Annotated in this window: 16 protein-coding genes and 1 pseudogene; 8 read left to right on the plus strand and 9 right to left on the minus strand. The window is 72.8% G+C overall.

From position 1 onward, the window contains the following. Nucleotides 1-631: 631 nt before the first annotated feature. The 3 genes from C1701_RS10645 to C1701_RS10655 all read right to left on the minus strand — a co-directional run bounded on the left by C1701_RS10645 (nt 632) and on the right by C1701_RS10655 (nt 3,760). Entirely contained in the window at nt 632-1,393 is a 762-nt protein-coding gene (locus tag C1701_RS10645) for an SDR family NAD(P)-dependent oxidoreductase (RefSeq protein ID WP_026417806.1), read from the minus strand. Nucleotides 1,394-1,500: 107 nt separating this feature from the next. After that, complete coding sequence (locus C1701_RS10650; RefSeq protein WP_026417807.1) at nt 1,501-2,463, minus strand: aldo/keto reductase; 963 nt, start codon at nt 2,461-2,463, stop codon at nt 1,501-1,503. A 694-nt stretch (nt 2,464-3,157) separates the two neighbouring features. Next, nucleotides 3,158-3,760: a histidine phosphatase family protein gene (locus C1701_RS10655; RefSeq protein ID WP_030104740.1), complete on the minus strand. Its 603-nt coding sequence runs from the start codon at nt 3,758-3,760 to the stop codon at nt 3,158-3,160. 303 nt (nt 3,761-4,063) lie between these two features. On the opposite strand from C1701_RS10655, the gene C1701_RS10660 reads away from it, so the two are divergent. From C1701_RS10660 to C1701_RS10690, 5 genes are all read left to right on the plus strand, one after another. Then, the gene (locus C1701_RS10660; RefSeq protein ID WP_051313535.1) at nt 4,064-5,200 is read left to right on the plus strand and encodes a methyltransferase domain-containing protein; all 1,137 of its coding nucleotides are present in this window, start codon (nt 4,064-4,066) and stop codon (nt 5,198-5,200) included. A gap of 563 nt (nt 5,201-5,763) precedes the next feature. Then, entirely contained in the window at nt 5,764-6,393 is a 630-nt protein-coding gene (locus C1701_RS10670; RefSeq protein ID WP_103055870.1) for a SigE family RNA polymerase sigma factor, read from the plus strand. 1,441 nt (nt 6,394-7,834) lie between these two features. Further along, nucleotides 7,835-9,343: a hypothetical protein gene (locus C1701_RS10680; RefSeq protein WP_155886045.1), complete on the plus strand. Its 1,509-nt coding sequence runs from the start codon at nt 7,835-7,837 to the stop codon at nt 9,341-9,343. Beyond that, on the plus strand, nt 9,340-11,316 hold the full coding sequence (locus tag C1701_RS10685) for a glycosyltransferase (protein ID WP_026417813.1): 1,977 nt from the start codon (nt 9,340-9,342) through the stop codon (nt 11,314-11,316). The genes C1701_RS10680 and C1701_RS10685 overlap by 4 nt, the downstream gene beginning before the upstream one ends. Before the next feature lie 363 nt (nt 11,317-11,679). Then, nucleotides 11,680-12,450 carry a VOC family protein gene (locus C1701_RS10690; RefSeq protein ID WP_026417814.1) on the plus strand — a complete coding sequence of 257 codons (771 nt, stop codon included), beginning with the start codon at nt 11,680-11,682 and terminating at the stop codon, nt 12,448-12,450. A 56-nt stretch (nt 12,451-12,506) separates the two neighbouring features. On the opposite strand, the gene C1701_RS10695 is transcribed toward C1701_RS10690, so the two are convergent. Continuing rightward, nucleotides 12,507-14,144 carry a TM0106 family RecB-like putative nuclease gene (locus C1701_RS10695; RefSeq protein WP_026417815.1) on the minus strand — a complete coding sequence of 546 codons (1,638 nt, stop codon included), beginning with the start codon at nt 14,142-14,144 and terminating at the stop codon, nt 12,507-12,509. Nucleotides 14,145-14,456: 312 nt separating this feature from the next. On the opposite strand from C1701_RS10695, the gene C1701_RS10700 reads away from it, so the two are divergent. Next, nucleotides 14,457-14,909, plus strand: coding sequence for a DUF6474 family protein (locus C1701_RS10700; RefSeq protein WP_026417816.1), 453 nt, complete (start codon nt 14,457-14,459; stop codon nt 14,907-14,909). A 55-nt stretch (nt 14,910-14,964) separates the two neighbouring features. Here C1701_RS10700 and C1701_RS10705 read toward each other — a convergent pair whose 3' ends face one another. From C1701_RS10705 to C1701_RS10720, 4 genes are read right to left on the minus strand one after another with little or no spacing between them, the layout of a single operon-like run. Continuing rightward, nucleotides 14,965-15,945 carry a glycine betaine ABC transporter substrate-binding protein gene (locus C1701_RS10705; RefSeq protein ID WP_051313537.1) on the minus strand — a complete coding sequence of 327 codons (981 nt, stop codon included), beginning with the start codon at nt 15,943-15,945 and terminating at the stop codon, nt 14,965-14,967. Beyond that, nucleotides 15,942-16,727 carry an ABC transporter permease gene (locus tag C1701_RS10710; protein WP_026417818.1) on the minus strand — a complete coding sequence of 262 codons (786 nt, stop codon included), beginning with the start codon at nt 16,725-16,727 and terminating at the stop codon, nt 15,942-15,944. Before C1701_RS10710 ends, C1701_RS10705 begins: the two co-directional genes overlap by 4 nt. Further along, nucleotides 16,720-17,976, minus strand: coding sequence for an ABC transporter ATP-binding protein (locus C1701_RS10715; RefSeq protein WP_026417819.1), 1,257 nt, complete (start codon nt 17,974-17,976; stop codon nt 16,720-16,722). Before C1701_RS10715 ends, C1701_RS10710 begins: the two co-directional genes overlap by 8 nt. Continuing rightward, a complete protein-coding gene (locus C1701_RS10720; protein WP_026417820.1) occupies nt 17,969-18,628 on the minus strand; it encodes an ABC transporter permease in 660 nt (219 codons plus the stop codon). Before C1701_RS10720 ends, C1701_RS10715 begins: the two co-directional genes overlap by 8 nt. A 741-nt stretch (nt 18,629-19,369) precedes the next feature. On the opposite strand from C1701_RS10720, the gene C1701_RS10725 reads away from it, so the two are divergent. Continuing rightward, complete coding sequence (locus tag C1701_RS10725) at nt 19,370-20,092, plus strand: YcnI family copper-binding membrane protein (RefSeq protein ID WP_337662222.1); 723 nt, start codon at nt 19,370-19,372, stop codon at nt 20,090-20,092. Nucleotides 20,093-20,148: 56 nt separating this feature from the next. After that, nucleotides 20,149-20,448: pseudogene (locus C1701_RS27300) on the plus strand (copper resistance CopC family protein); the annotation flags it as partial. A gap of 395 nt (nt 20,449-20,843) precedes the next feature. Here C1701_RS27300 and C1701_RS10735 read toward each other — a convergent pair. After that, complete coding sequence (locus tag C1701_RS10735; protein ID WP_248783792.1) at nt 20,844-21,194, minus strand: hypothetical protein; 351 nt, start codon at nt 21,192-21,194, stop codon at nt 20,844-20,846. Nucleotides 21,195-21,206 lie beyond the last annotated feature (12 nt).

The raw sequence follows: 21,206 nt of genomic DNA on the forward strand, positions 1-21,206 counted from the left end.
GACCTTGCGGTGGTGGTACCGCGCGCCCCCGCTCTCCTAGACTGGCCACGGGGCTGCCCCCCAGGGAGGGTGGGGGTATGCGTGGCGCCCGTTCCCCACACGCCGTACCACCCCCGCGTGTCCCTGATGACGGCCTCGCCGATCCTGCCGTCCACGGTGGTCTGTCTCCGTTGGTAGCGGAATTCCCCGTGCGGGAGCGGCGAAACCCGAATTCGCCGACACCACCCGAATGGCCGCATCGGGGTGTCGTGCTGGCGAGCGAGGTGAGCTGCCGCTCCTCGCTCCGGCGGGCCTGGGTCCCGTGGCGAGGGGCACCGGTTCGCCGCGTGTGGTGCGGCGCGGTCGACGTTCCGCCCGGTCCGGAGTCCGCTGGGGACGAGGAGCCACGGCTGGCCGGCCCCGGCGGGAGCACGCACGAGGCGGGGCGATGGCTGGGGAAGGCGTCGTGCGCATCCCTGGATCTCGAGCGGGTGGGCCACACCCTCGTGCCGGCTCGAGGGCCGGGCCGGCGTGGCGCCGTGGCCGGCGCGGGCGGCGGCGCTGGCCCCTCCCCTGTGTGGAGCGGCGGCGGTGGTGGGGCCGGGGCGGGCACCGGGCGCCCGGCGAACGAGGCGCCCGGCGTGCCCGCTGCTCAGCGCGGCGGCATCCGCAGCGAACCGTCGAGGCGGATCACCTCGCCGTTGAGGTAGTCCTGGTCGATGATGGACAGTGCCAACCTGGCGTACTCCTCGGGCCGGCCGAAGCGTTGCGGGAAGGGTACGTTCGCCGCCAGGTTCTTCCGGAACTCCTCGGTCACGCCGGCCATCATCGGGGTGTCCAGGATTCCGGGGGCGATCGTCATGACCCGGATGCCCGAGGACGCGAGGTCCCTGGCCGCCGGCAGCGTCAGGCCGGCCACTCCACCCTTCGACGCCGAGTACGCCGCCTGCCCGACCTGACCGTCGAAGGCGGCGACGGACGCCGTGTTGATCACGACGCCACGCTGTCCGGCCTCGTCCACCGGCTCCGTCCTGGCGATCTGCTCGGCGGCGAGCCTGGTGACGTTGAACGTTCCGATCAGGTTGACCTCGACGACGCGCCGGAAGAGCTCCAGGTCGTGCACGCCCTTCCTGCTCAGGATGCGCCCCGCGTTGCCGATGCCGGCGCAGTTGACGGCGAACCGCAGGGGCGCTCCCGAGTCGACCGCCCTGCCGATCGCCGCCGACACCTGCTCGGCGCTGGTGACGTCGGCCGCGATCCGCTCGACCCCGTCGACGTCCTCGGCACGTTCCAGGGCGGCCGGCAGGTCCAGCACGAAGACCTTGGCGCCCGCCTCGGCCAGTGCCCGCGCGGTAGCCCCGCCCAGGCCGGAGGCTCCCCCGGTCACGATGGCCGCACTGCCCGTGATCTGCATCCGTACTCCCTCGCCGTCATCGGGTCTCCGTTGACCCGTCCGAACAGTCCCAGCAGGAACTTACTACCGAGTAGCCCCTGGAGGGCACCGTCGGGCGGGACTTGGCGTCACCGTGATCCCGGCGGGCAGATCGCGTCGATCTCGACGAGGTCCTCCAGCGTGGGTTGCCACGTGCCGGCGACGGCGTTCGCCTTGACCTGCTCGGGACTGGTGGCCCCCGCGATCACGGTGGAGACGGTCGGCTGGGCGGCCAGCCAACCGATCGCGACATCGGTCAGGCTGAGGTTGCGCTGGGCGGCGAAGTCCCGCAGGCGGTCGATGCGATCCCAGGGGGCCTCCGCCAACAACCTCCGCCGCCCCGCGAGCCTGCTCCCGGGTGGCGGTGGGGTGTCGCGGTCGTACTTGCCCGTGAGCAGTCCGTTGGCCAGCGGGAAGTACGGAACCAGGCCGACCCCGAACCGTTCGCACACCGGCACGACCTCACGCTCGGCCTCGCGCTCCAGCAGGGAGTAGTGGTTCTGCGCGGCGACGGGCGCGGTCAACTTGGCGGTGTTGGCGATCCACGCGGCGTCGGCGAGTTGCCAGCCGGCGAGGTTGCAGTGACCGACGTACCGGATCTTCCCCTCGCGGACGAGGTCGTCCAGCACCGAAAGGGTTTCCTCGACAGGGGTAGCCGGATCCGGTCTGTGTAACTGGTAGAGATCAATCCACTCAGTGTTCAGCCTGCGCAGGGACGACTCCACGGCCCGGCGCACATAGCGGCGAGAGCCCCGGGACCCGAAGTCGGGGCCGTTCAACCCCTGCATGTCCATCCCGAACTTCGTCGCGACCACGGCGTACTCGCGACGTCCGGACAGGGCCTGCCCGAGCAGTTCCTCGCTCCGCCCCCTCGGGGCTCCGTAGACGTCCGCGACGTCGAAGAAGGTGATGCCCATCTCCAATGCCGTGTCCACCACGGACCGGGCGCCGGCCAGGCTCTCCGTCACGGTTCCGGGCCGTCCGAGGTTGTTGCAGCCGAGGCCGACGGCACTCACGGTCAAACCGGACTCACCAAGCCGTCGCTGTTCCACGGGCACAGACCTTAAATGCTCGCCGTGGTTCTGTGTCACCTCTACCCCCGTCACTCCAGAGAGTCCACCCATACAGGTGGAATTGGTCGACGGAGAGTGACACTTCGAGGGGCGTCCAGAATTCTGGATCGGTTCGGCGCGAGCCGAGTCGAAATCGCGTCCCGCTGGAGAGGAACGATCTCCACACCGGATGGTCGACGCGGGAGCACCCCATGCTTCCCGGCCCGGGCACCACCCCACACGCCCAACCCCGCTCCCCGACACCAGGAGGGCTCGGTAGCCGTACCGTCACGCGGTGATGGCGCAGGACGTCGGGGAAAACCGGAACTCCGGAGGTACCGGTCCGGGGCGGGTCCGCCTGCCCGGCATGGGGCGGTCGCGCCAATCCGACGGCGAGCACCCGTTCCCCCGACCCGGCCGTACCTGGTCGCCACTCGCCCCCGAGCGCGCTCGCGGAGCGGGCCGCCGCACGCAGGGGCCGAAGGGCCCCGCCGACCAATCGGGCGATCGAACGGGACCCGGGCCGCCGGGGGATCGCCGGTTTCACGTGAAACAGACCTGCGGACGGCGCCTCCCACCCCTCTGGTCACCGACCAGCTGGGGTGAGGGCCCGGGTGGCCGACCCAGCCCGACCGACGGGGTCGGGGTCGGCGTCGGCGAGTCCACGGGAGGACGGGCGCCCCTCGTGCGGCCGTCAGATCCGCCACTCCTGCGGGTACTCGGTGCCGCGCAACTGGGGAGGCAGGTGTCCGACGTCGTTGTAGGTGACCACGGCCGGGGCCCGCCCCGACCGGTAGAGCAGCACGGTGAGCGAGCAGTTGTAGTCGATCATGTTCAGCCAGGTCGACTCGGACGCGCCCAGGGCCTCACTCGTGAACCACCTGATCACGTTGCCGTGGCTGACGACCAACTCCCGGATGTCGTCCTTCGCCCTTCGGGGGATGCCGCCGTAGCGGGCCAGGGCGGCCGTCGCCTGCGCCGGCCCCTCCCGGTCCAGGACCTCCTGGGGGAAGCTTTCGAAGAACTCCGCCTGGGCCGGTGTCAGCTCCTCCGGATCCGGGATCGACGGGATGAACTCGCGCAGGAGGTCGGAGGGGTAGACGGGCGCGTCCGGCAGGTACTTGGTGAGCGCGTCCAGGGTCTGGACCGCCCGGGTCGCGGTGCTGTGGTGGATCGCGTGGAAGGGCACGTCCCGCAACCGGGCGCCGAGCAACTCGGCCTGTTGCCAGCCAACCGGGGTGAGTTCGTCGTCACGTGACTCGCCATGCCGTACCAGGTAGAGCAGTCGGTTTGCCATTCCCGTCCTTCCACGAGGCAGTCACCCGCCTCGCACTGGAGAACCGTCGACAACCACAAGACGCGCACCGCACGCGCCCAGTTGCCTGCCACGCCTGGATCACCTTCCCGGTTGGGCGCGGCGGCGACCCGCTGGAAGCGGCATCCAGTCGCGGTTCAGCGGATCTCCAGCGACCGGACCGATACTCGCAGGGTGGTTCGTCACCTCCCGCACAGCGGGCGCCCCTGGAGCCTCACGTCCCGGGCGGCGGCGAACGACGGACGTCCACGGCGCTTCCAGCGAACGACGGGACATCGGCGGGCGATGACGAGGACAGAGCGGCTTGCCGCGGAACTGGCGGAACACGGTCTTCTCTGCTCGGCCTGGCGGTCGGCGTTCACCTCGGTCCGCCGGGAGTGGTTCGTCCCCCCTCGGATCTGGATTGACGACGGGGCGGGGCGCAGACGCCCGGTTGACCGGGAGGCCGACCCGGCGGCCTGGTACGACGCCGTCTACACGAACTCGCCCGTGCTGACGCAGTTCGACGACGGGAACACCGTGTGGCCCGACAGCACCGGCCGGCACTGCACGAGTTCGACATCCCGCCCCGACCTGTTGCTCCGCGTCCTGGAAGCCCTCGACGTCCAGGAGGGCAACCGGGTGCTGGAGATCGGCACCGGCACCGGGTACGGCACGGCGCTGCTGGCAGCCCGGCTCGGTTCGGAGAACGTGGTGTCGGTGGAGGTCGACAGGGTGCTGGCGGGGGTCGCCAGGGTCTCACTGGCCGAGCACGGCTTCTCGGTCCGGGTCGTGTGCGGGGACGGAGCGGCCGGCGACCCGGGCGGCGCACCCTTCGACCGGGTGGTGTCCACGGCCGCCGTGCGACTCGGGGGCTTCCCGTGGACGTGGGTGGCGCAGACCCGGACCGGGGGAACCGTGGTGGCCCCGGTGCGGAGCGAGTTCGCCGGGGCGGCCGCCCTGGTGAGGTTCGACGTGACAGGGGACGACCGAGCGGTCGGACGGGTGCTCGGCGTGGTGGACGCGCTCCCGCTCCGCCAGCACCGGCCCGCGGTGGTGTCCCCGTCGGTGCTCACCGGCCTGACCGGTGGGCGGTTCAGCCGTACCGGGCTGGAACCGTGGCGGGTCGCGGGGACCTGGGAAGCGCGGTGGGCGGTCGGGGTTCGGGTGCCTGGTTGCGGCTGGCGGCACGCCCCTCCGCGTGACCGGGGTGCTCCCCACACCCTCCTGCTGGTGGACGCGGTCACGCGGTCCTGGGCCCGGGTTCGTTACGACGGCCGACCGGGCACGAGTGAGGTCAGGCAGGACGGACCGCGTGACCTGTGGAACGAGGTCGAGGCGGCCTACAGGGAGTGGGTGGCTCTCGGCAGGCCCGGTCCCGACCGCTACCTGGTCACGGTCACGCCGTCCGAGCAGTCAGCGGCGGTCCGGTTGGTGCACTGAGGACGTCTCCTGGGCGGCCGGATGAGCACTCAGCAATTAGTTATACAAGTCACATTTCCTTCGAGGGGTAAACCGTTCGCGGCGGCTGACCCCTGCCACTCGGCGAAGACTCCGCCAGTGGGTGGAGCGCAACCCGAAGGAGATGCCATGCGTGCTCGGTTGACGAGCGCGGGCCGTGTTCGCCTGCTTCTGGGAACCGGGATCGCCGTGCTGGTTCTCGGTGGGGGCGGGGGTCTCGCCCTGGCCGACTCACCTCAGGCGACCAGCTCGACGCCGCCGGTGGCCCAACCCGCACCCCCCGCACCCACTCCCGAACCCGCATTCCCCGCACCCCCCGCACCCACTCCCGAACCCGCATTCCCCGCACCCCCCGCACCCACTCCCGAACCCGCATTCCCCGCACCCCCCGCACCCACTCCCGAACCCGCATTCCCCGCACCCCCCGCACCCACTCCCGCACCCACTCCCGAACCCGCACCCCCCGCACCCAGGCACTCGTCCTCGGTCAGCGAGGCGGCGGTGTCGCCCTCGCAGGCTCCAGACCACGGGCGTCCCGCCTCCTGATGACCGGAGGCACCGCCCAGGCCGACGACCGGCCCGCTCCGCTCCGGGGCGGGCTGGTCCCGGCCCTGCTCCCGACCGGAGTAGCGATGGTAGGAGAGAACAACCGCGTGACCCGGGACAGCGAGTTCAGCCGCTACTTCACGGAGGCGTCGCGGGGAGTGCGGGCAACCGCCTACCTGCTCTGCGGCGACTGGCAGCGCGCGGAGGACCTGCTCCAGACGGCGATGCTGAAGGTGTACCTCGCCTGGCCAAGGCTGGCGAACCGCGACCTGCTCGACGGCTACACGCGACGAGTGCTGGTACGCACGTTCCTGGACGAGAACCGACGGCTGTGGCGCCGGCGGGAACGATCCACCACCGAGGTCCCTGACAACACCGTCCACCCCGGCGATGAGGCGGAGCATCGAATGATCCTGAGGTCGGTGCTGGCCACCCTCCCGGCGCGACAACGCGCCGTGCTGGTTCTCCGGTACTGGAACGACCTGAGCGTCGCCGAGACAGCGAGGGTCCTCGGCTGCTCCCAGGGAGCGGTGAAGAGCCATGTCGGTCGCGCGCTGGCGAGACTTCGCTCGCAGCTTTCAGACCACTTCCCCGAACTCGCCGCGATCAGCGAACGGAGGCGACCATGAGAGGTGAGGACGCCGCGGCCCATCACGCCCGGTCGCTGTTCTCCGACTGGACCGATGACGAGGGACCCCCGCTGCGAACGGAGGCGAAGGATGTCGTCCTCCGTGGCCACCGGGTGTTGCGGCGTCGGAGGGCGTGGAGGATCGCGGGGAGCGCGGCCGGTAGCGCCCTCGTCCTCGTCGGTGCCTTCACTCTGGTCACGGAACTGGGTCCTGTTCCAGGGGGCGTACCGGGAGGAGGGTTCACCCCCTCCGGGGTGGCCCCGCCACCACCCACCGAGCCGCCGTCCTCCGATCACCACGGAACGGCTCCCCCCTGCCCGATTCCCGGGATCGGTCCCGAACAGGGTCTCGCTGCCTCCCCGGGCGAGGCGACGCCGCCCGCCGCGCCCGACCACTCGGCGTTCCCGGCGCCACCGCCGCAGGTGGACAGGCCGGACGCCGAGGGCAGGCTGGACCCCGTGGACGGTAACTGCGCGGGGTCCCCTTGAGGCCGGTGGGATCTGGGTGGGTGGTGACGCCCGGGGCGGGGCCGGGTTCGAGCCGCCCGGGGCAGCCGGGCCAGCACAGGCGCGAGCGGCCCCCGACGCCGCCCGTCAGAGGCCGCCCGCTTCGCAACAGAAGGTCAGAGCACGCGGCACCTTGCTGGGATGACGCGTGGACTGGGGCGCGAGGCCGGTTGTTCGTCGGTGCCGGCGTCGGGCCAGGGTCGTCGACGTCGCTCGTCCACCCGGCGCGGCGGGACGGGCCCCTCGGGACCGGGGCGACCCCGGGTGTCGTGCGCGGACCGGGGAGGGGGTGTTTCCTTCAGCGTGGAGCTGACCCGCATCGCAGGACCTCACAACATCGGGAGGATGTGCATCGGGAGGTACTACAGATTGCCCCCGGGACAACTCGTTGCCAACCCCTGTCCGTCGGGCACCACCCGAATGTCGGTATGCCAGCGGCCGACGGGCGGTGTGGGGCGGTTCGCCACTCCGCTCCGGCGCGCGGCGGCCACCGGCCGACGGACACGGCCAGCGGGATGCGCGGGGACGACACCCGAGGTACGGGCCGCGCTCTCCGGGTCCGCGTGCGCCGGGACCCGTCCCGGGCACGGTCCGGTGGCGTCCGGACGGACCCGGTTCGGGTTCGTGCGCGGGAGGCCCGCCATCCACAGGTTCCGCTCCGAACCGCCCGGCGGGCCGCCCTCCCCCGATAGACTGGCCTCGGGGCCGTCCCCCTGGGCGGGTGGGGGATGCGTACCCGCGGACCTCGTCCTCCCTCGCGCCTCCGGTGTCGCCGGCTGGTCCGGCCCCCCGGAACGATCAGGAATGGTGCGTACCCGATGGATTTCCGGTCACGCCGCCGTCGGCGGGATGCCGCGATCGCGGGCTGGTCACTCCTGGACGGGCATTACCCGGTTCGGGGACGCCGGTCGCGGCGGCTTGGATACAGTGCGGGCGTGCCAGATCCTTCGAGTCCACCAGTGGTAGGAGCGGCCGCCCTCTGGTCCAGTTCGGACACGGCCGGTCTCGGTGACCAGCTGCTGCCCTGGCTGGTGCGTGCGGAGATCGGAGCCCGCCTGTCGGGCTGGCGTATCACCACGCTCGCGCCACTGGGCTGGAACGCCTCCCCCAGCACCGCCGTCACCGAAACCGCGGAACCGCTCGGGCCGTCGGACGACGGCCGTCGCCGCCGACTGGCCGAGGCGACCACGCTCACGCTCGTCGCGCCGTCGTTCCCGTTGGCCGGTCGGCCGGGCACCCTCGCGGCGCGGTACGGGGACGACCGCGCCGAGGGCGCCGCCGCCTTGCTGGACCGAGGCCTTGGCGCCGACCTCGAGACCGACCATCCCGTGGTGTGGTCCGGGGTGCGCGTCTCCTCGTTCCCGTCCGAGGAGGTCGTGCGGGCGGCCGCCCGGCAACCTCGTTGCGCCGTCCGCGACCGGCGGTCCAGGACGCGCCTCCTCACCGCGGCGAGGCGCCTCGACCCGGCCGTGGAACTCGACCCCGTCGTCCTCCCCCACCCCGGGGTCCTCGCCGGCCGGTGGCTGGACGACGAGGCCATGACCTCGCTGCGCCGCCAGCTCCGCCAGCTCGGGCGGCTGCCGGCGGACGACGGCTACGTGGTGCTGCCGGGCGCGGTCCCCGGCTCGGCTGGGCCGGAGCTGGTCGAGCGGCTCACCGGGCGGCTCCGGCGGGCGTTGGCCTCGGCCGGTCGGCCGGGAGCGGTGCCCCCGGTCGTCGTCCTCCCCACCGGACCCGAGGTGGCCGACGGGGCGGGCTGGTTGGTGGACACGCCCTCGGGTGAGGCGTACCGGCTTCCCGCCGGTCTGGTCGTCGAGGACCGCCTCGCCGTCCTCGCGGGGGCGTCCCTGGTCGTCGCGGGTGACGAACACACCGCGGCCGCCGCGGCGGGCCTGGACACGCCCTGGGTGTTGTTCGATCCCGAGGGCGAGGACAGCCCGGTGATCCGCGAGTTCGGGCGGCCCGAACAGGTCGCCCCGACCCTGGGCGGTCTTCCCTCGGCCGTGCGCGCCGCTCTCGCTCCCGGCGACGGGCCCAGCCCCGCCGCCGTGGCCCGCCGACGGTTGGACGAGCACTTCGACGCGGTCGCCCTCATCGCCGAGGAGACCCTGGCGCGACGGGGCGGCCACCTGGACCGCCGGGCGGTGGAGCTCGCCGCCGAGAACACCGCGCTGCGCGAGGCCAACTCCCGGCTGCGGCAACGGTTGCTCGCGGAGCGCGGCGAACTGGTGGAGGCCCTCACCGCCGCCTGGCGGCGGACCCGCGAAGCCCGGGGCGAGACCGACCAGGTCCGGGACGAGCTGGCGGCGGAACGCGCCGCGCACGCCGCGGCCGCGGCCAGGGAAGCGGAGCTCCGGCGTGAGCTGGAGGCCTGGCAGCACACCAAGCTCGTGCGGTGGACCCGGCCGCTGCGGGACGCCTACGGGAAGGTTCGGGACTCGTGACCGGCCCCGCCGTCGACGTGCCGGCGACGAGGGCCGTCACCTTCGTCATGGTCAGCCACGGTGGTGGCGACCTCGTCATGAACTGCCTGGACAGCCTGCGCAAGCACACCACCGTCCCCTACCGGGTCGTCGTGGTCGACAGCGCCTCGCCGGACGGGACGGCGGACTGGTTGGAGGAACGTCTCACCGACCGGGCGGAGGTCACCCTCCTGCGGCTCCGGGAGAACCTCGGGTTCGGCGCCGGGTGCAACCTCGGGGTGCGGCAGGCCGACACCGAGCTCGTGTGCTTCCTCAACGCCGACGTCGAACTCTCCGAAGGCTGGTTGGAACCGCTGCTCGCGGTGTTGGACCGCCGCCCGGACGTGGCGGCGGTCGCCCCGGTGCTGCTCGGCCAGGACGGGGAGCTCCAGGAGGCGGGCAGCGTCGTCGGCGGCGACGGTTGGTGCCAGGCGTGGGACGCGGAGCGGGCCCAGCTCGACGACCTGTTCCCCCGGGTCGTGGACTACGCCTCGGCCGCGTGCCTGCTCATGCGCCGCCGGGCCTTCTTCGCCGCCGGCGGGTTCTCCCCCGACTACGAGATCGCGTACTTCGAGGACGTCGACCTGGCGCTGGAACTCCGCCGTCGCGGTTGGCTGACCTGGGTGGAGCCCGCGTCCCGTGTCACGCACGTCCGGCACGGCAGTTCGGGGTCCGAGCGGGCCGCCGAGCTCATGCGCCACAACCACGGTGTGTTCCGCCGGCGCCAGGCCTCCGTGCTGCGCGACCGGCCCGCGCGCATCGGCATGGAGGAGGCGCCGCACCGGCAGATCCAGTTGCGCGACCGGCCGGCCCCGCACCGGGTGCTGCTCATCGACGACCGGGTCCCGCAGGCCGACCGGGGGCGCGGCGACCCGCGAACGCAGGCCGTGCTCGACGCCTGGATCGACGCGCACCCCGCGGGCCGGGTGACGTACCTGGCGGTGTTCCCCGACCGGGCGCTGGAGTGCGCCCCGGCGCTGCGGGCACGCGGGGTCGAGGTGGTGTGGGGCGTCGACGACCCCGAGGAGTGGGGTCGGGAACGCGCGGGGCTCTACGACGTGGTCGTGGCGTTCCGGCCGCACAACTTCGTCAGCCACGGCGAGCCGATCTCCCGCAGCCAGCCGCAGGCCGTGCGCGTGTACGACGCGGAGGCGCTGTTCCACCGCCGACCGCAGCAGCACTTCGAGACGGCCACGGACTCGGACGAGCGGCGCCGGTTCGCGGTGGAGGCGACCCGGCTGCGGGACCAGGAGACGGCCGCGTTCACGTGGGCCGATGTCGGGGTCTGCGTGAGCGAGGAGGAAGCCGAGTGGGCGGCGTCGGTCGCTCCCGACCGGCCGATCAGGGTGGCCTGTTATCCGACGCCACCGGTGGTCGAGGTCCCCGGCCTGGAGGGGCGGGACGGGCTGGCCTTCTTCGGCGGGTTCGACGGGACCCCCGGCACCCCCAACGAGCGGGCGGTGCTCGAGCTGGTCGGCGACGTGCTGCCCGCTCTGCGGGATCGCCACCCCGGCCTGCGGCTCCGGGTGATCGGCGCCGATCCCTCACCGGCGGTCCTGGCGTTGCGGGGGGACGACATCGAGGTCACCGGCAAGGTCCCCGATCCCCGTCCCTGGTTGGCGAGCTCCCGGGTGCACGTCGTCCCCATGCGCTACGGCGCGGGTGTGAAGATCAAGTTCGTGGACTCGATGGCCGCTGGGCTTCCCTTCGTGACGACGCCGGTGGGGGCGGAGGGGCTCCATCTCGGCGTGTTGGCCCGCCACCTCGTGGGTTCGTCGCCGGTTGAGCTGGTCGAGGCCTGCGACCGGCTGCTCGCCGACGACGTCCTGTGGGCCGACGTGCAGGCGGAGCTGGTGGAGATCTGCCGGGAGCACTTCTCCTCGACGGCGTTCGACCGGGCGATGACGCGGGTGATCGCCGACTGCGGGCTGCCGCCGCGACCCACTGCGGGCTGACCCCAGACCCGCCGATGCCCGGTCGCCGTCCCACTCGGGTGAGGGGTGTCCTGGCAGTCGAATCGCTTGGATGTGTTCCGGCTCGCCATCATTGGTGGTCACGATCGCGGACGCTTTGCCTGGTGGTGGGCGAGGGTGACGGCGCCGGGTGACCGCCCCACCGGTTGATCCGAGCCGGGGGTACGGCTCAGCCAGGACGGCGAGTTCCGCGTCAGGTGGTGGTCAGCGGGCGCGGCCACGACCGACCGGGGTGCCATCCGCGCCGACCGGGCTGGTTTGCGCCGGTCGAGCACGGCTACCCGGTAGTGGTGCGACCGCGCGGGGCGAGACGCCGTCCCGCCGCTTCGATGGAGGAGCGGGATCATGGGTGACGCGCGAGGCTACGGCCAGGGGACGCCGTGCTGGGCCGACTACTGGGCGCGTGACAGGCGTGCGGCGATGGACTTCTACGGCGCCGTTCTGGGGTGGGTCTTCGACGAGGGCCCACCGGAGACCGGTTACTACACCACCGCGTCGGTGGGTGGGAAGGTCGCGGCTGGTCTGTTCCAACCGCCGGAGCCGGACTCCCCCGTCACCTGGGGCGTGTACCTGGCGAGTGACGACGTGGACGCCACGGCTCGGGCCGTCACCGAGGCCGGTGGCCACGTCGTGATGGGGCCCACCGACGTCATGGAGGAGGGGCGGATGCTGTTGGCGACCGACCCGACCGGGGCGGTGTTCGGGGCGTGGCAGGCTGGCCGGCACCGGGGTTTCCAGCTGGTGGACCAGCCGGGGGCGGTCGCGTGGACCGAGTTGGCCACCCGGGACGCCGAGACGGCCCGTGCCTTCTACGCGCGGGTGTTCGGGGTGGGCATCAGCCCTCCGATGGCGGCGGACTTCGACTACACGACGATCCGCGTGGACGGGCGGGACGTGGCCGGCGTGTGGGGTGCCGGATCGGACGAACCCGACGCCGCGCTGGGCTGGGGGACGGTGTTCGCGGTCCCCGGTACCGACGACGCGCTGGACGTCGTCACCGGGCGGGGTGGCGTGGTGGTGCGGGCGGCGGAGGACAGCCCGTACGGCCGGCTCGCGACCTGCCAGGACCCCCAGGGTGGGCGGTTCTCCCTGGTCGGGCCGAACTCCGAGGGCTGAACGGGCGCCGGTTCGCCGACACGTCGGGGTCGGGGTCGGGGGACGCCGTGCGCCTGTCAGAGGTCCCCGAGGAAGGGGACGCCTTTCACCTCGGGTGAGCACATCCAGTCGCGGACGGCGAGGGTCGCCCGGACGTCGTCCTCGTTGTAGGTGAGCAGCCGGTCGCGTTGGTCGAGGTCGGGCACCTGGCCCTCGTACCCGACGGCGTCCCGGTACCAGCGCATCGAGTTCTCCCCGCTGGCCTCGGGGTCGCGCCAGCCGAAACCGGCCTCGGGTGCGATGGTCTTCAGGCCCTTCCCCTTGGCGCAGAGGAAGTGGTGGCGGACGCTGGCGAAGATGTCCACCCACTGGTCGGACCTGATGAAGCCTCGGACCTCCCTGCTGGTGGGCACGCCGGGCCGGCCGGGGAACCGCTCCGCGCTGGAGAGCATCCACCGGTTCTCGGCGAGCTCGTTGTAGCAGTAGGCGCGGAAGGTCAGGCCGCGTTCCCTGGCCCGGGAACGGACGAGCCGCAGCCACGTCCAGAACTCGCCGAAGGAGCGGGCCTCGTCCTCGGTCGGGACGGGCTCCCAGGTGGCGAAGGCCCGGTAGCCGGGTTCCAGGCCGATGTCGGCTCCGGAGAGCCAGCAGCCCCACAGGTAGGCGCCGGCGTCGCCGAAGCTCTCCATGTCGACGTCGAGTTCGACGTCGGCCCGGGGAACGCTCACGTCGGCTGACCGGCGCACCAGGCTCAGGTCACGCCGCCACGCCCTGGCGAGCGCGACCGCGTCGGACAGCGAGGTCACCGGGAGGGGGTGGGTGTCCTCCTGCTCCGGGTCGAGCGCGGCGAGCGCGTCGACGGTGGTGATGCCGGCCTCCCGCAGCGCCACCGCGTCCTCACCCCGCACCACGAGGCTGACGTCCCTCGCCGAGCGCAGCCGGTCCTCGCAGATCGGCCACCAGGGGCACGAGCGGCATTCCATGATCCGGGACGGGGTGGCCAGGGGGTCGGCGCCGGACGCGGCGGCGGTCGCCACCGCCAGACGGTCGGCGAACCGGTGGTCGTACTCGTCCAGGGCGGTGCGGTTGCCCGGCCAGGTGGGCGCGTCCAAGTCGTGCCAGACGACGACGTCGGCGTCCATCCCGATGGCCCCGCCGGTGGCCCGCCCCGGCCGTTGCCGGCCCGCGGCCTGGAGGAGCCGGAACGCGTGCGCGAGTCGCAGCTGGTCGCGGGCCTGCGGTCGGGCCTTGCGGTGCGGGTCGAGGTGGGCCGAGTCGGGCAGGGGGGTGTCGAGGGGGCTGGTCCTGGCCCCGGTGCCAGGGTCGGTGACCTTGTGGCGGACGACGAGCACCGGCACGTAGCCTTCGCCGCAGCGGACCAGCAGGTCGATCCCGCCCCGCCGGCCGCCGTGTTCGTCGGTGGGGAGCTGGGCCGCCCAGATGTAGGGGGTCCCGGCCCGCATGGCCCGCAGTGTCTCGAGTTCCCGGTACGCCGTTGACCTGCCGCGCGGGATCTCCACCCACCCGGTGCCGAGACGTGCGGCAAGGCTGTCCGCGACCTGTCGTCGGTGCGTGGCCGCGTCGGCGATCCGCTGCTCCGCGCCGCTGTCCAGTGGGGCGAGTTCGACGCCGGTCATCCCCGGGTCGTGTTCGAGATGCACCCGGCGGCGGCACCGCGTCACGACCCCGGCGTCCAGCAGCACGGTGTCCGTCACGGCACCCAGCCTATGTCTCGGTCGTGCCTGGTCGGTGGCACCCCACGTCGCCGCTGGTCACGGCCACGTCGCGCGGCCTGGGTGGGTGGTCTGACAGGATCGGCGCACACCGGTGGGCGACGGCGGCGGTACGCGGGCGGGGCCGGTGACGTGCCCGGGGTCACGGGGAGCCGGTCGGGGTCGCGGACCGGGTGCTCGCGGTCCCGAGATCGACCGGGCTGCGCCGTGGTGACCGGTCGGGGCAGCATGGTGGCAGCCGTTGGCGGATCGCGGCCGCGGATCGGGCGGACCGAGCACGTGGAGGTGGCGGAGATGGCCGGCAGGAGACGGGACGTCGGTTCCGGGGGCAGGGCGAGGCGGCTGGTGGGGGTGGCGAAGGTCCTGGTACCGGCGGCCGCTCCCGTGGTGCTGCCGATCGCGGCGGGAGCCGCCGCGAGGGTGCGGGAGTTGTACGACCAGGCCAGGGCCCGCCGGATGGGGGTGCCGGTGGACCGGCTCCCCGAGTTCACCGGGCACGGCGCTGCGCTGCACGCGCGGGTGGCGAACGCCCTCGACTCGGTGGACGAGTTGGGCAGGAGGTCCGGGGCGAGCGACGGTGACCGGTTCGTCGCGGAGGCCCGGACCCGCTGCGGTCAGCTCCTGGCGGCGGTGCGGGCGGCGGAACGGATGCCCGCGCCCCGCCGGCGGGCGGCGCACCGGGCGATCGACCGCGAGTTGGCGGTCGTGGAGACCGAGTTGCTGCACCGCCTCGACGTCCACCCCTGAGGTCCGGGCCCGCCGGGGCGGCGGTCGGTCTGACCCGCCGCCGCCCCGGGCGGGGTCAGCCAGGGCTGACGAAACCCTCGGACACCAGCCAGTCCAACGCCACCTGGTCGGGGTCGGCTCCGTCCACGTCCACCCGGGCGTTCAGGTCCGCCATGATCTCGTTGTTGAGGGCCTCCGCCACCGGGGTGAGGACCTCCTCGATCTCCGGGTGATCGGCGAGCGTGTCCGTGCGCACCGTCACGGCCGCGTTGTACCGGGGGAAGAACGACAGGTCGTCCTCGAGGACGACGAGGTCGAGGCCCTTCACCCGGCCGTCCGTGGAGAAGATCTCACCGAAGTTGCAGGTCGTGCCGTCGGCCGTCGCCTGGTAGATGGGCCCGGTGCCCAGCGTGTGGATGTTGCCGGGCACAGCGGTGAAGCCGTAGGTGGCCTCCACGCCGGGCATGCCGTCGTTGCGGCTGGCGAACTCCGTCTCCACGCAGAAGGTCCCCTCGGCGGGATCGGCGTTGACCAGCTCGGCCATCTCGGAGAGGGTGTCCACCCCGAGCCGGGCGTGGTTCGCCTGGTTGAGGGCGAAGGCGTAGGTGTTGTCCACGGGCGACATGGCGATCCACTCGATGCCGTGCCGTTCCCTGTCGACCTCGCGCACCGCCTCGAACTGCTCCATCGCGTCGGGGATCGGGTCGGTGAACCCGTTGTAGCTGATCCAGGACGTCCCGGTGTACTCCCACTGGAGGTCGATCTGACCGGCCTCCAGCGCCTCCCTGGCGCTGTTGGATCCCTGGATGTTGGTGAGGTCCCGGATCTCCGCCCCGGCCGCGGCCAGGGCGAACTCCGCGATGTAGCCCAGGATCCAGTTCTCGGTGAAGTCCTTGGACCCCACGGTGAGGGTGACGTCCTCCAGCCCAGGCAGGGGTTGGATCGTCCCGGGTCCCACGTCGAGCGGCAGGGCCGACCCGGAGCTGAGGCCGCAGCCCGACAACGCGGTCGCGGCCACCGCCGCCAGCACGGCGCATCTGGTTCGTTTCCCACTCATCGCAGTCCCTTCGGTCCCAGCAACTGCTCGGCCAGGCCGCCCAGCCAGTCGACGAGCAGCGCGAGCGCGGCGGAGAGCACCGCGCCGACGACCAGCACCGAGGTGCGTCGCAGCTTGTACCCCACGTCGATCAGTTCGCCGAGCCCGCCGCCGCCGATGAAGAAGGCGAGGGTGGCGGAGCCGACGGCCAGCACCAGGGAGGTGCGCAGCCCGGCGAGCATCAGCGGGACCGCCAACGGGAACTCGATGCGGCGCAGCACGGTGAACCGGGACATCCCGATCCCCCGGCCGGCCTCCAACAGCGACTGGTCGACCTGTTGGAGGCCGACCATCGTGTTGCGCAGCACGGGCAGCAGCGCGTAGAAGGCGATGGGGATCACCGCGACCCAGAACCCGGTCTGCTGGGTGAGCAGGAAGAACAACACCAGCAGGCCCAGTGCGGGGGCCGCCTGCCCCATGTTGGCGATGCCCAGCACGATCGGGGCCACGCCCTTGGCCCAGGGCCTGGTGACCAGGATCCCGAGCGGGATGGCGACCAGGAGCACGATGGCGGTGACCGCCAGGGTGATCTGGACGTGCTGCCAGGTGAGGGTGAGGATGTTCGCGGCGTTGATCTCCCGCGCCTCGATGTCGTCCAGGTCCCCGGTGAACGCCCACACCAGGACCGCACCGAGGATGGCGAGGACGACGACGGGTTCGGTGAACAGCCGGAGTCGTTCGGAACGCCGGGACCCCGAGTCCGCGGAGAACCCGGCGCGTTCCGCCGTGGTGGTGTCAGGCATGGGCCGCCCCCGAACCACCGTCGCTCCCGCCGGGCCCGTCGCCCGGTCGCCCGTCCGGTGTGCCGTCCTCGTCCTCGTACTGCTCCCGCAGCGCGCGGATCGTCCCCATCAGGCTGTCCAGGCCCACGACGCCGGCGTACTGGCCTCGGGAGCGGGTGACGACGGCGTAGCCGGCGTCCGCGGTGAGCAGGGCTTCGAGCGCGTCCTGGAGGGTGGAGGCCCGGTCGACGGAGTCCTCCACCGGCCGGCCCGCGGTGGCCAGGGAGCCGCTCCGGTCGAGGTCCCGGCGGGTGACCCAGCGCAGTGGCCGGCCTCGCTCGTCGAGGACGAGCCCGACGGCTCCCCTCCGACCGCCAAGGCGGGCGGCGAAGGCGGCTGGTTCCTCGCCCGCGGTGGCCGTGGGGAGTTGCTCCAGTTCGATGTCGCGGACCCGACGGAGGGTGAGCTGTTTCAGCGCCGCCCCGGCTCCGACGAACCCGGCGACGGTCTCGTCCGCCGGGTTCGCCAGGATCGCCTCCGGGGTGTCGTACTGGAGGATCTTGGACTGGTACCCGAGAACGGCGATGCGGTCCCCGAGCTTGACGGCCTCGTCGAAGTCGTGGGTGACGAAGACGATCGTCTTGCCCATCTCCTCCTGGAGGCGCATCAGCTCGTCCTGGAGGTTGCCCCGGGTGATCGGGTCCACCGCGCCGAACGGCTCGTCCATGAGCAGCACGGGCGGGTCGGCTGCGAGGGCCCTGGCGACCCCGACCCGCTGCTGTTGTCCTCCGGAGAGCTGTTTGGGGAAGCGGTCGCGGTACTCGGCCGGGTCGAGGCCGACCAGGTCGAGCATCTCCTCGGTGCGCTCGGCGATGCGGCTCTTGTCCCAGCCGATGAGCCCGGGCACCAGACCGACGTTCTGGCTGACGGTGAGGTGCGGGAGCAACCCCACCTGCTGGATCGCGTAGCCGATCCCCCGGCGGAGTTCGTCGGGGTTGAGCCGCAGCACGTCCTGTCCGCCGACGGTGATCCGACCGGACGTCGGCTCGATCAACCGGTTGATCATCTTCATGGTGGTCGTCTTGCCGCACCCGGAGGGTCCGACGAAGACCACGGTCTCACCGGCGGGGATCGTCATCGTGACCGAGTCGACGGCCGGGTGCCGCTGGCCTCCGTACTGCTTGGTGACGTTCTCCAGCCGGATCTCCACGCCGCTGGTGGCGCGGTCCGACTCGCCGCCGGGCTTCGGCGCGGTGTTCGTCTCAGACACGGATTCCCCTTGACGTAGTGAGCCGGCCGATCAGGACGTACACGGCGTCCAGGACCAGGGCGAGGATGACGATGGCGACGGTCCCCGCCACGGCGGCGTTGGTCGCGTTGGCGCTGCCGACCCGGGACAGCCCGGTGATGATCTGGTTCCCCAGGCCGGGCCCCTTCGCGTAGGCGGCGATGGCCAGGATGCCCATCAGCATCTGCGTGCTGACCCTGATGCCGGTGAGCACCGCGGGCCAGGCGAGCCGGAGTTCCACCCTGGTGAGGACACCGAACCTGCTCATGCCGATGCCGCGTGCCGCGTCGGTGACCGAGCTGTCGACGGAGGCGAGACCGACGATGGTGTTGCGGACGATGGGCAGCAGGGCGTAGAGCACCAGCACGGTCACCGTGGGGGGTACGCCGAGGCCGAGCACGGGGATCAGCAACCCGAACAGCGCGAACGACGGGATGGTGAGGATGGCGCTGGTCACGGCGGTCGCCACCGCCGAGCCGAACGGGCTGCGGTAGACGGCGACCCCGAGGAGCATGCCGACCACGGTCGCGATGACCACGCACTGGACCACGGCGCTGACGTGGAGGTAGGAGTCGAAGAGGAGCTGCTCCCACCTCCCGGCGACGAAGGAGCCGAAATCGGAGAGCCAGTTCACGAGTGGACCTCCGGTGGGCGAGGTCGACGGCCCACCGCGAGGACCGGAGGATCGTCCCTGGAGGCCGGAACCCGTTGGGTCGTGCGCGAACTGGTCCTGGTCCTGTCGCTCATCACAGTCGAGTACGCCCTCGTGGGCGACTCCTCCCCTCGTTGCGCCGGATGCGGGTGGACGGGCGGTCCACCTGGCTCGCCGACGACACGGCCAAATGGGGCTACATCGTCGGAAGCCCTCATACCGTTACCCAGTCCGCCTCCCAAGACAACATCGAGCGGTGCGGACGTAGTGGAAACGACATCCCCGGTTGATCTGGCCGCCACGGACCGGGCCGTCCTCCCGGAGCGGCACCACATCGGCGCGTGCTTCACCTCACACCCCTCCTGACCGGCGTCGTCGCTGGTGGTGCTTGCTCCCGCCGTGGTTCCCCGGCGGGGTGAGGGACCGGCGGGTGGTCCTCGCCCCGGGAACCACAACCTCGTTATCTGCGCTGTCGGGACGTTTGGCAAGGCGCCACTCCGGGGGAGAGCGGCCGCGGGCCGGGTGCGTCCACCCGCCACCCGGCGGTCCGCGCGGGACGAGGCCCCGCCGGCGCCGGCCCTGGACGGCTGCGCCGCCGTCGTCGTCGCTGGGCGGCGGGTCGGCTGGTTACCGTGGTGGGTGTCGGTCGGCGGCCCGGCGCCCGGGTAGGGGGTCGGGCGCGGCGCGGGTCCCGGTCGCGGTCCTCCGCGGGGTCAGGGGGGGATGGTGTCGTTCGAACACGGCGTGGCGGCCCGGCGGGCCAGCCAGGTCGCGGTGGGCACGGCCGTCGTGGTGGTCCTCGGCCTGGTCTGGGCGGGTACCGCCTCGGCGCACGTGCCGGCGTGGCCCGAGGAGGTGCCGGCCGGCGGGTCGGGCAGGGTCACGTTCCGCGTCCCCGACGAGCGGCCCCATGCGGGCACGGTGGCCCTCACGGTGCTTTTCCCCGAGGAGCACCCGTTGACGTCGGTGTCGGCCCGCCCCCCGCCGGGCCGGGCCTCGGAGGTCGCGACGGTCGAGTTGGACGAACCGGTGGAGGCGCACGGCGTCGGGATCACGGAAGCCGTCAGCTCGGTCACCTGGACCGCCGAGGACGGGGTGCGCGTCGAGCCGGGGGAGTTCCAGGAGTTCGAGGTCGACCTGGGCGGGTTCCCGGAGGGTGCCGACGTCGTCGTGATGCCGGCGGAGCGGACCCACGACCCGGGTGAGGTGGTGTCGTGGGCCGATCCCCCGCCGCGGGACGGGGCCGACCTGCCCGCTCCCACGCTCAGGCTCGACGAGGGCGGTGCCGGCCACCACGACCACGCGGAGCCCTCGGAGGACGCCGCCTCACCGGTGGGCGGCGCCGAGGGCGGGACCGCGCGTGCCCTCGGTGGGATGGGCCTCGTGGTCGGGGCACTGGACCTGGGGCTCGCGTTGGGCGTGCTGGTCAGGACGCGGCGGGGGTGATGGCGGTGCTGGTGTCGCGGGGGAACGGGAGCCGGTCGGTGCCGGCGGCGTCGGTCATGCCCCGTGGGGTGACCGTGGCGGCCGTGTTCGGTGCGGTGGTCTCGCTGCTCGTCGTCCTCGCCTGGCCCGCGTCGGCGCACAACGTGTTGGTAAGGAGCGACCCCGTGGACGGGGCCACGCTCCCCACCGGTCCCGACGCGGTGGAGCTGGTCTTCGACCAGCGGGTCCTCGGTGGTGTCAACACCGTGACCGTCACCGGCCCCGACGGGAACCGGTGGGAACTGGACGAGGAGGTCGCCGTGGAGGGGACCGCCGTGCGCCAGCGCCTGCACCCGCTGGGACCGGCCGGCGAGTACACCATCGCGTACCGGGTCCTGTCCGCCGACGGGCACCCGGTGTCGGACACCCTCACCTTCATCCTGGCCGACGACGGCCCCGGGACGGTCCCGCCCCAACCGCCGGGCGGACCGGCGGACCGGGACCGGGGGGGCCTCGGAGGACGGGGAGGAACCGGCCGCGTCCGGCGTCGCAGCCGTGTGGTGGTGGTTGGCGGGGGCGGGAGCGCTGTTGGTGGTCGGCCTGCTGGTGGCGTTCCGCGTCGCCGGCCCCTCGACGAACCGGTCCCGGCGACGCTGAGCGTCGGGACACGGCCCGGCCTCGGCCCGGGCGGGCAGGGGCGTCGAACGGTCGCTGGGCGGCGCCAGGCGGCGACCGGGGGCCCCGGGCATCCCGTGGTGTGGGAGCGGGCGGGTCAGACCAGGGGGCCGAGACGTGTCCAGCTGGTGAGCGGGGGCGGCCCCACCTCCTCCCGGAGTGCCTCGATCCTGGCCAGGCAGCGTCGTCCTCGCCGGTCGAGTTCGGTCCGGTCGATCCACCCGTCGGCGAAGTTCCGGTACGCCTGGGCGAGCAACACGATCTCCGCGAGGTAGTCGGCCGTCCGGCGGGCACCGGGCTGGTCCAGCCTCCGCACCAGGGGTAGTTGACCTCGGACGATCCGGTCCAGTGCCCTGGCGGTCCGCCTGGCCCGCCAGGCGCTCCACACGTTCCAGGCGCTCCAGGGCAGCCGCGACTGTCCGTTGACGACGGCTTCGGGCACGATCACCAGGGCTGATCA

The sequence above is a fragment of the Actinoalloteichus sp. AHMU CJ021 genome (genome assembly GCF_002895405.1).
GTDB lineage: Bacteria > Actinomycetota > Actinomycetes > Mycobacteriales > Pseudonocardiaceae > Actinoalloteichus_B > Actinoalloteichus_B caeruleus.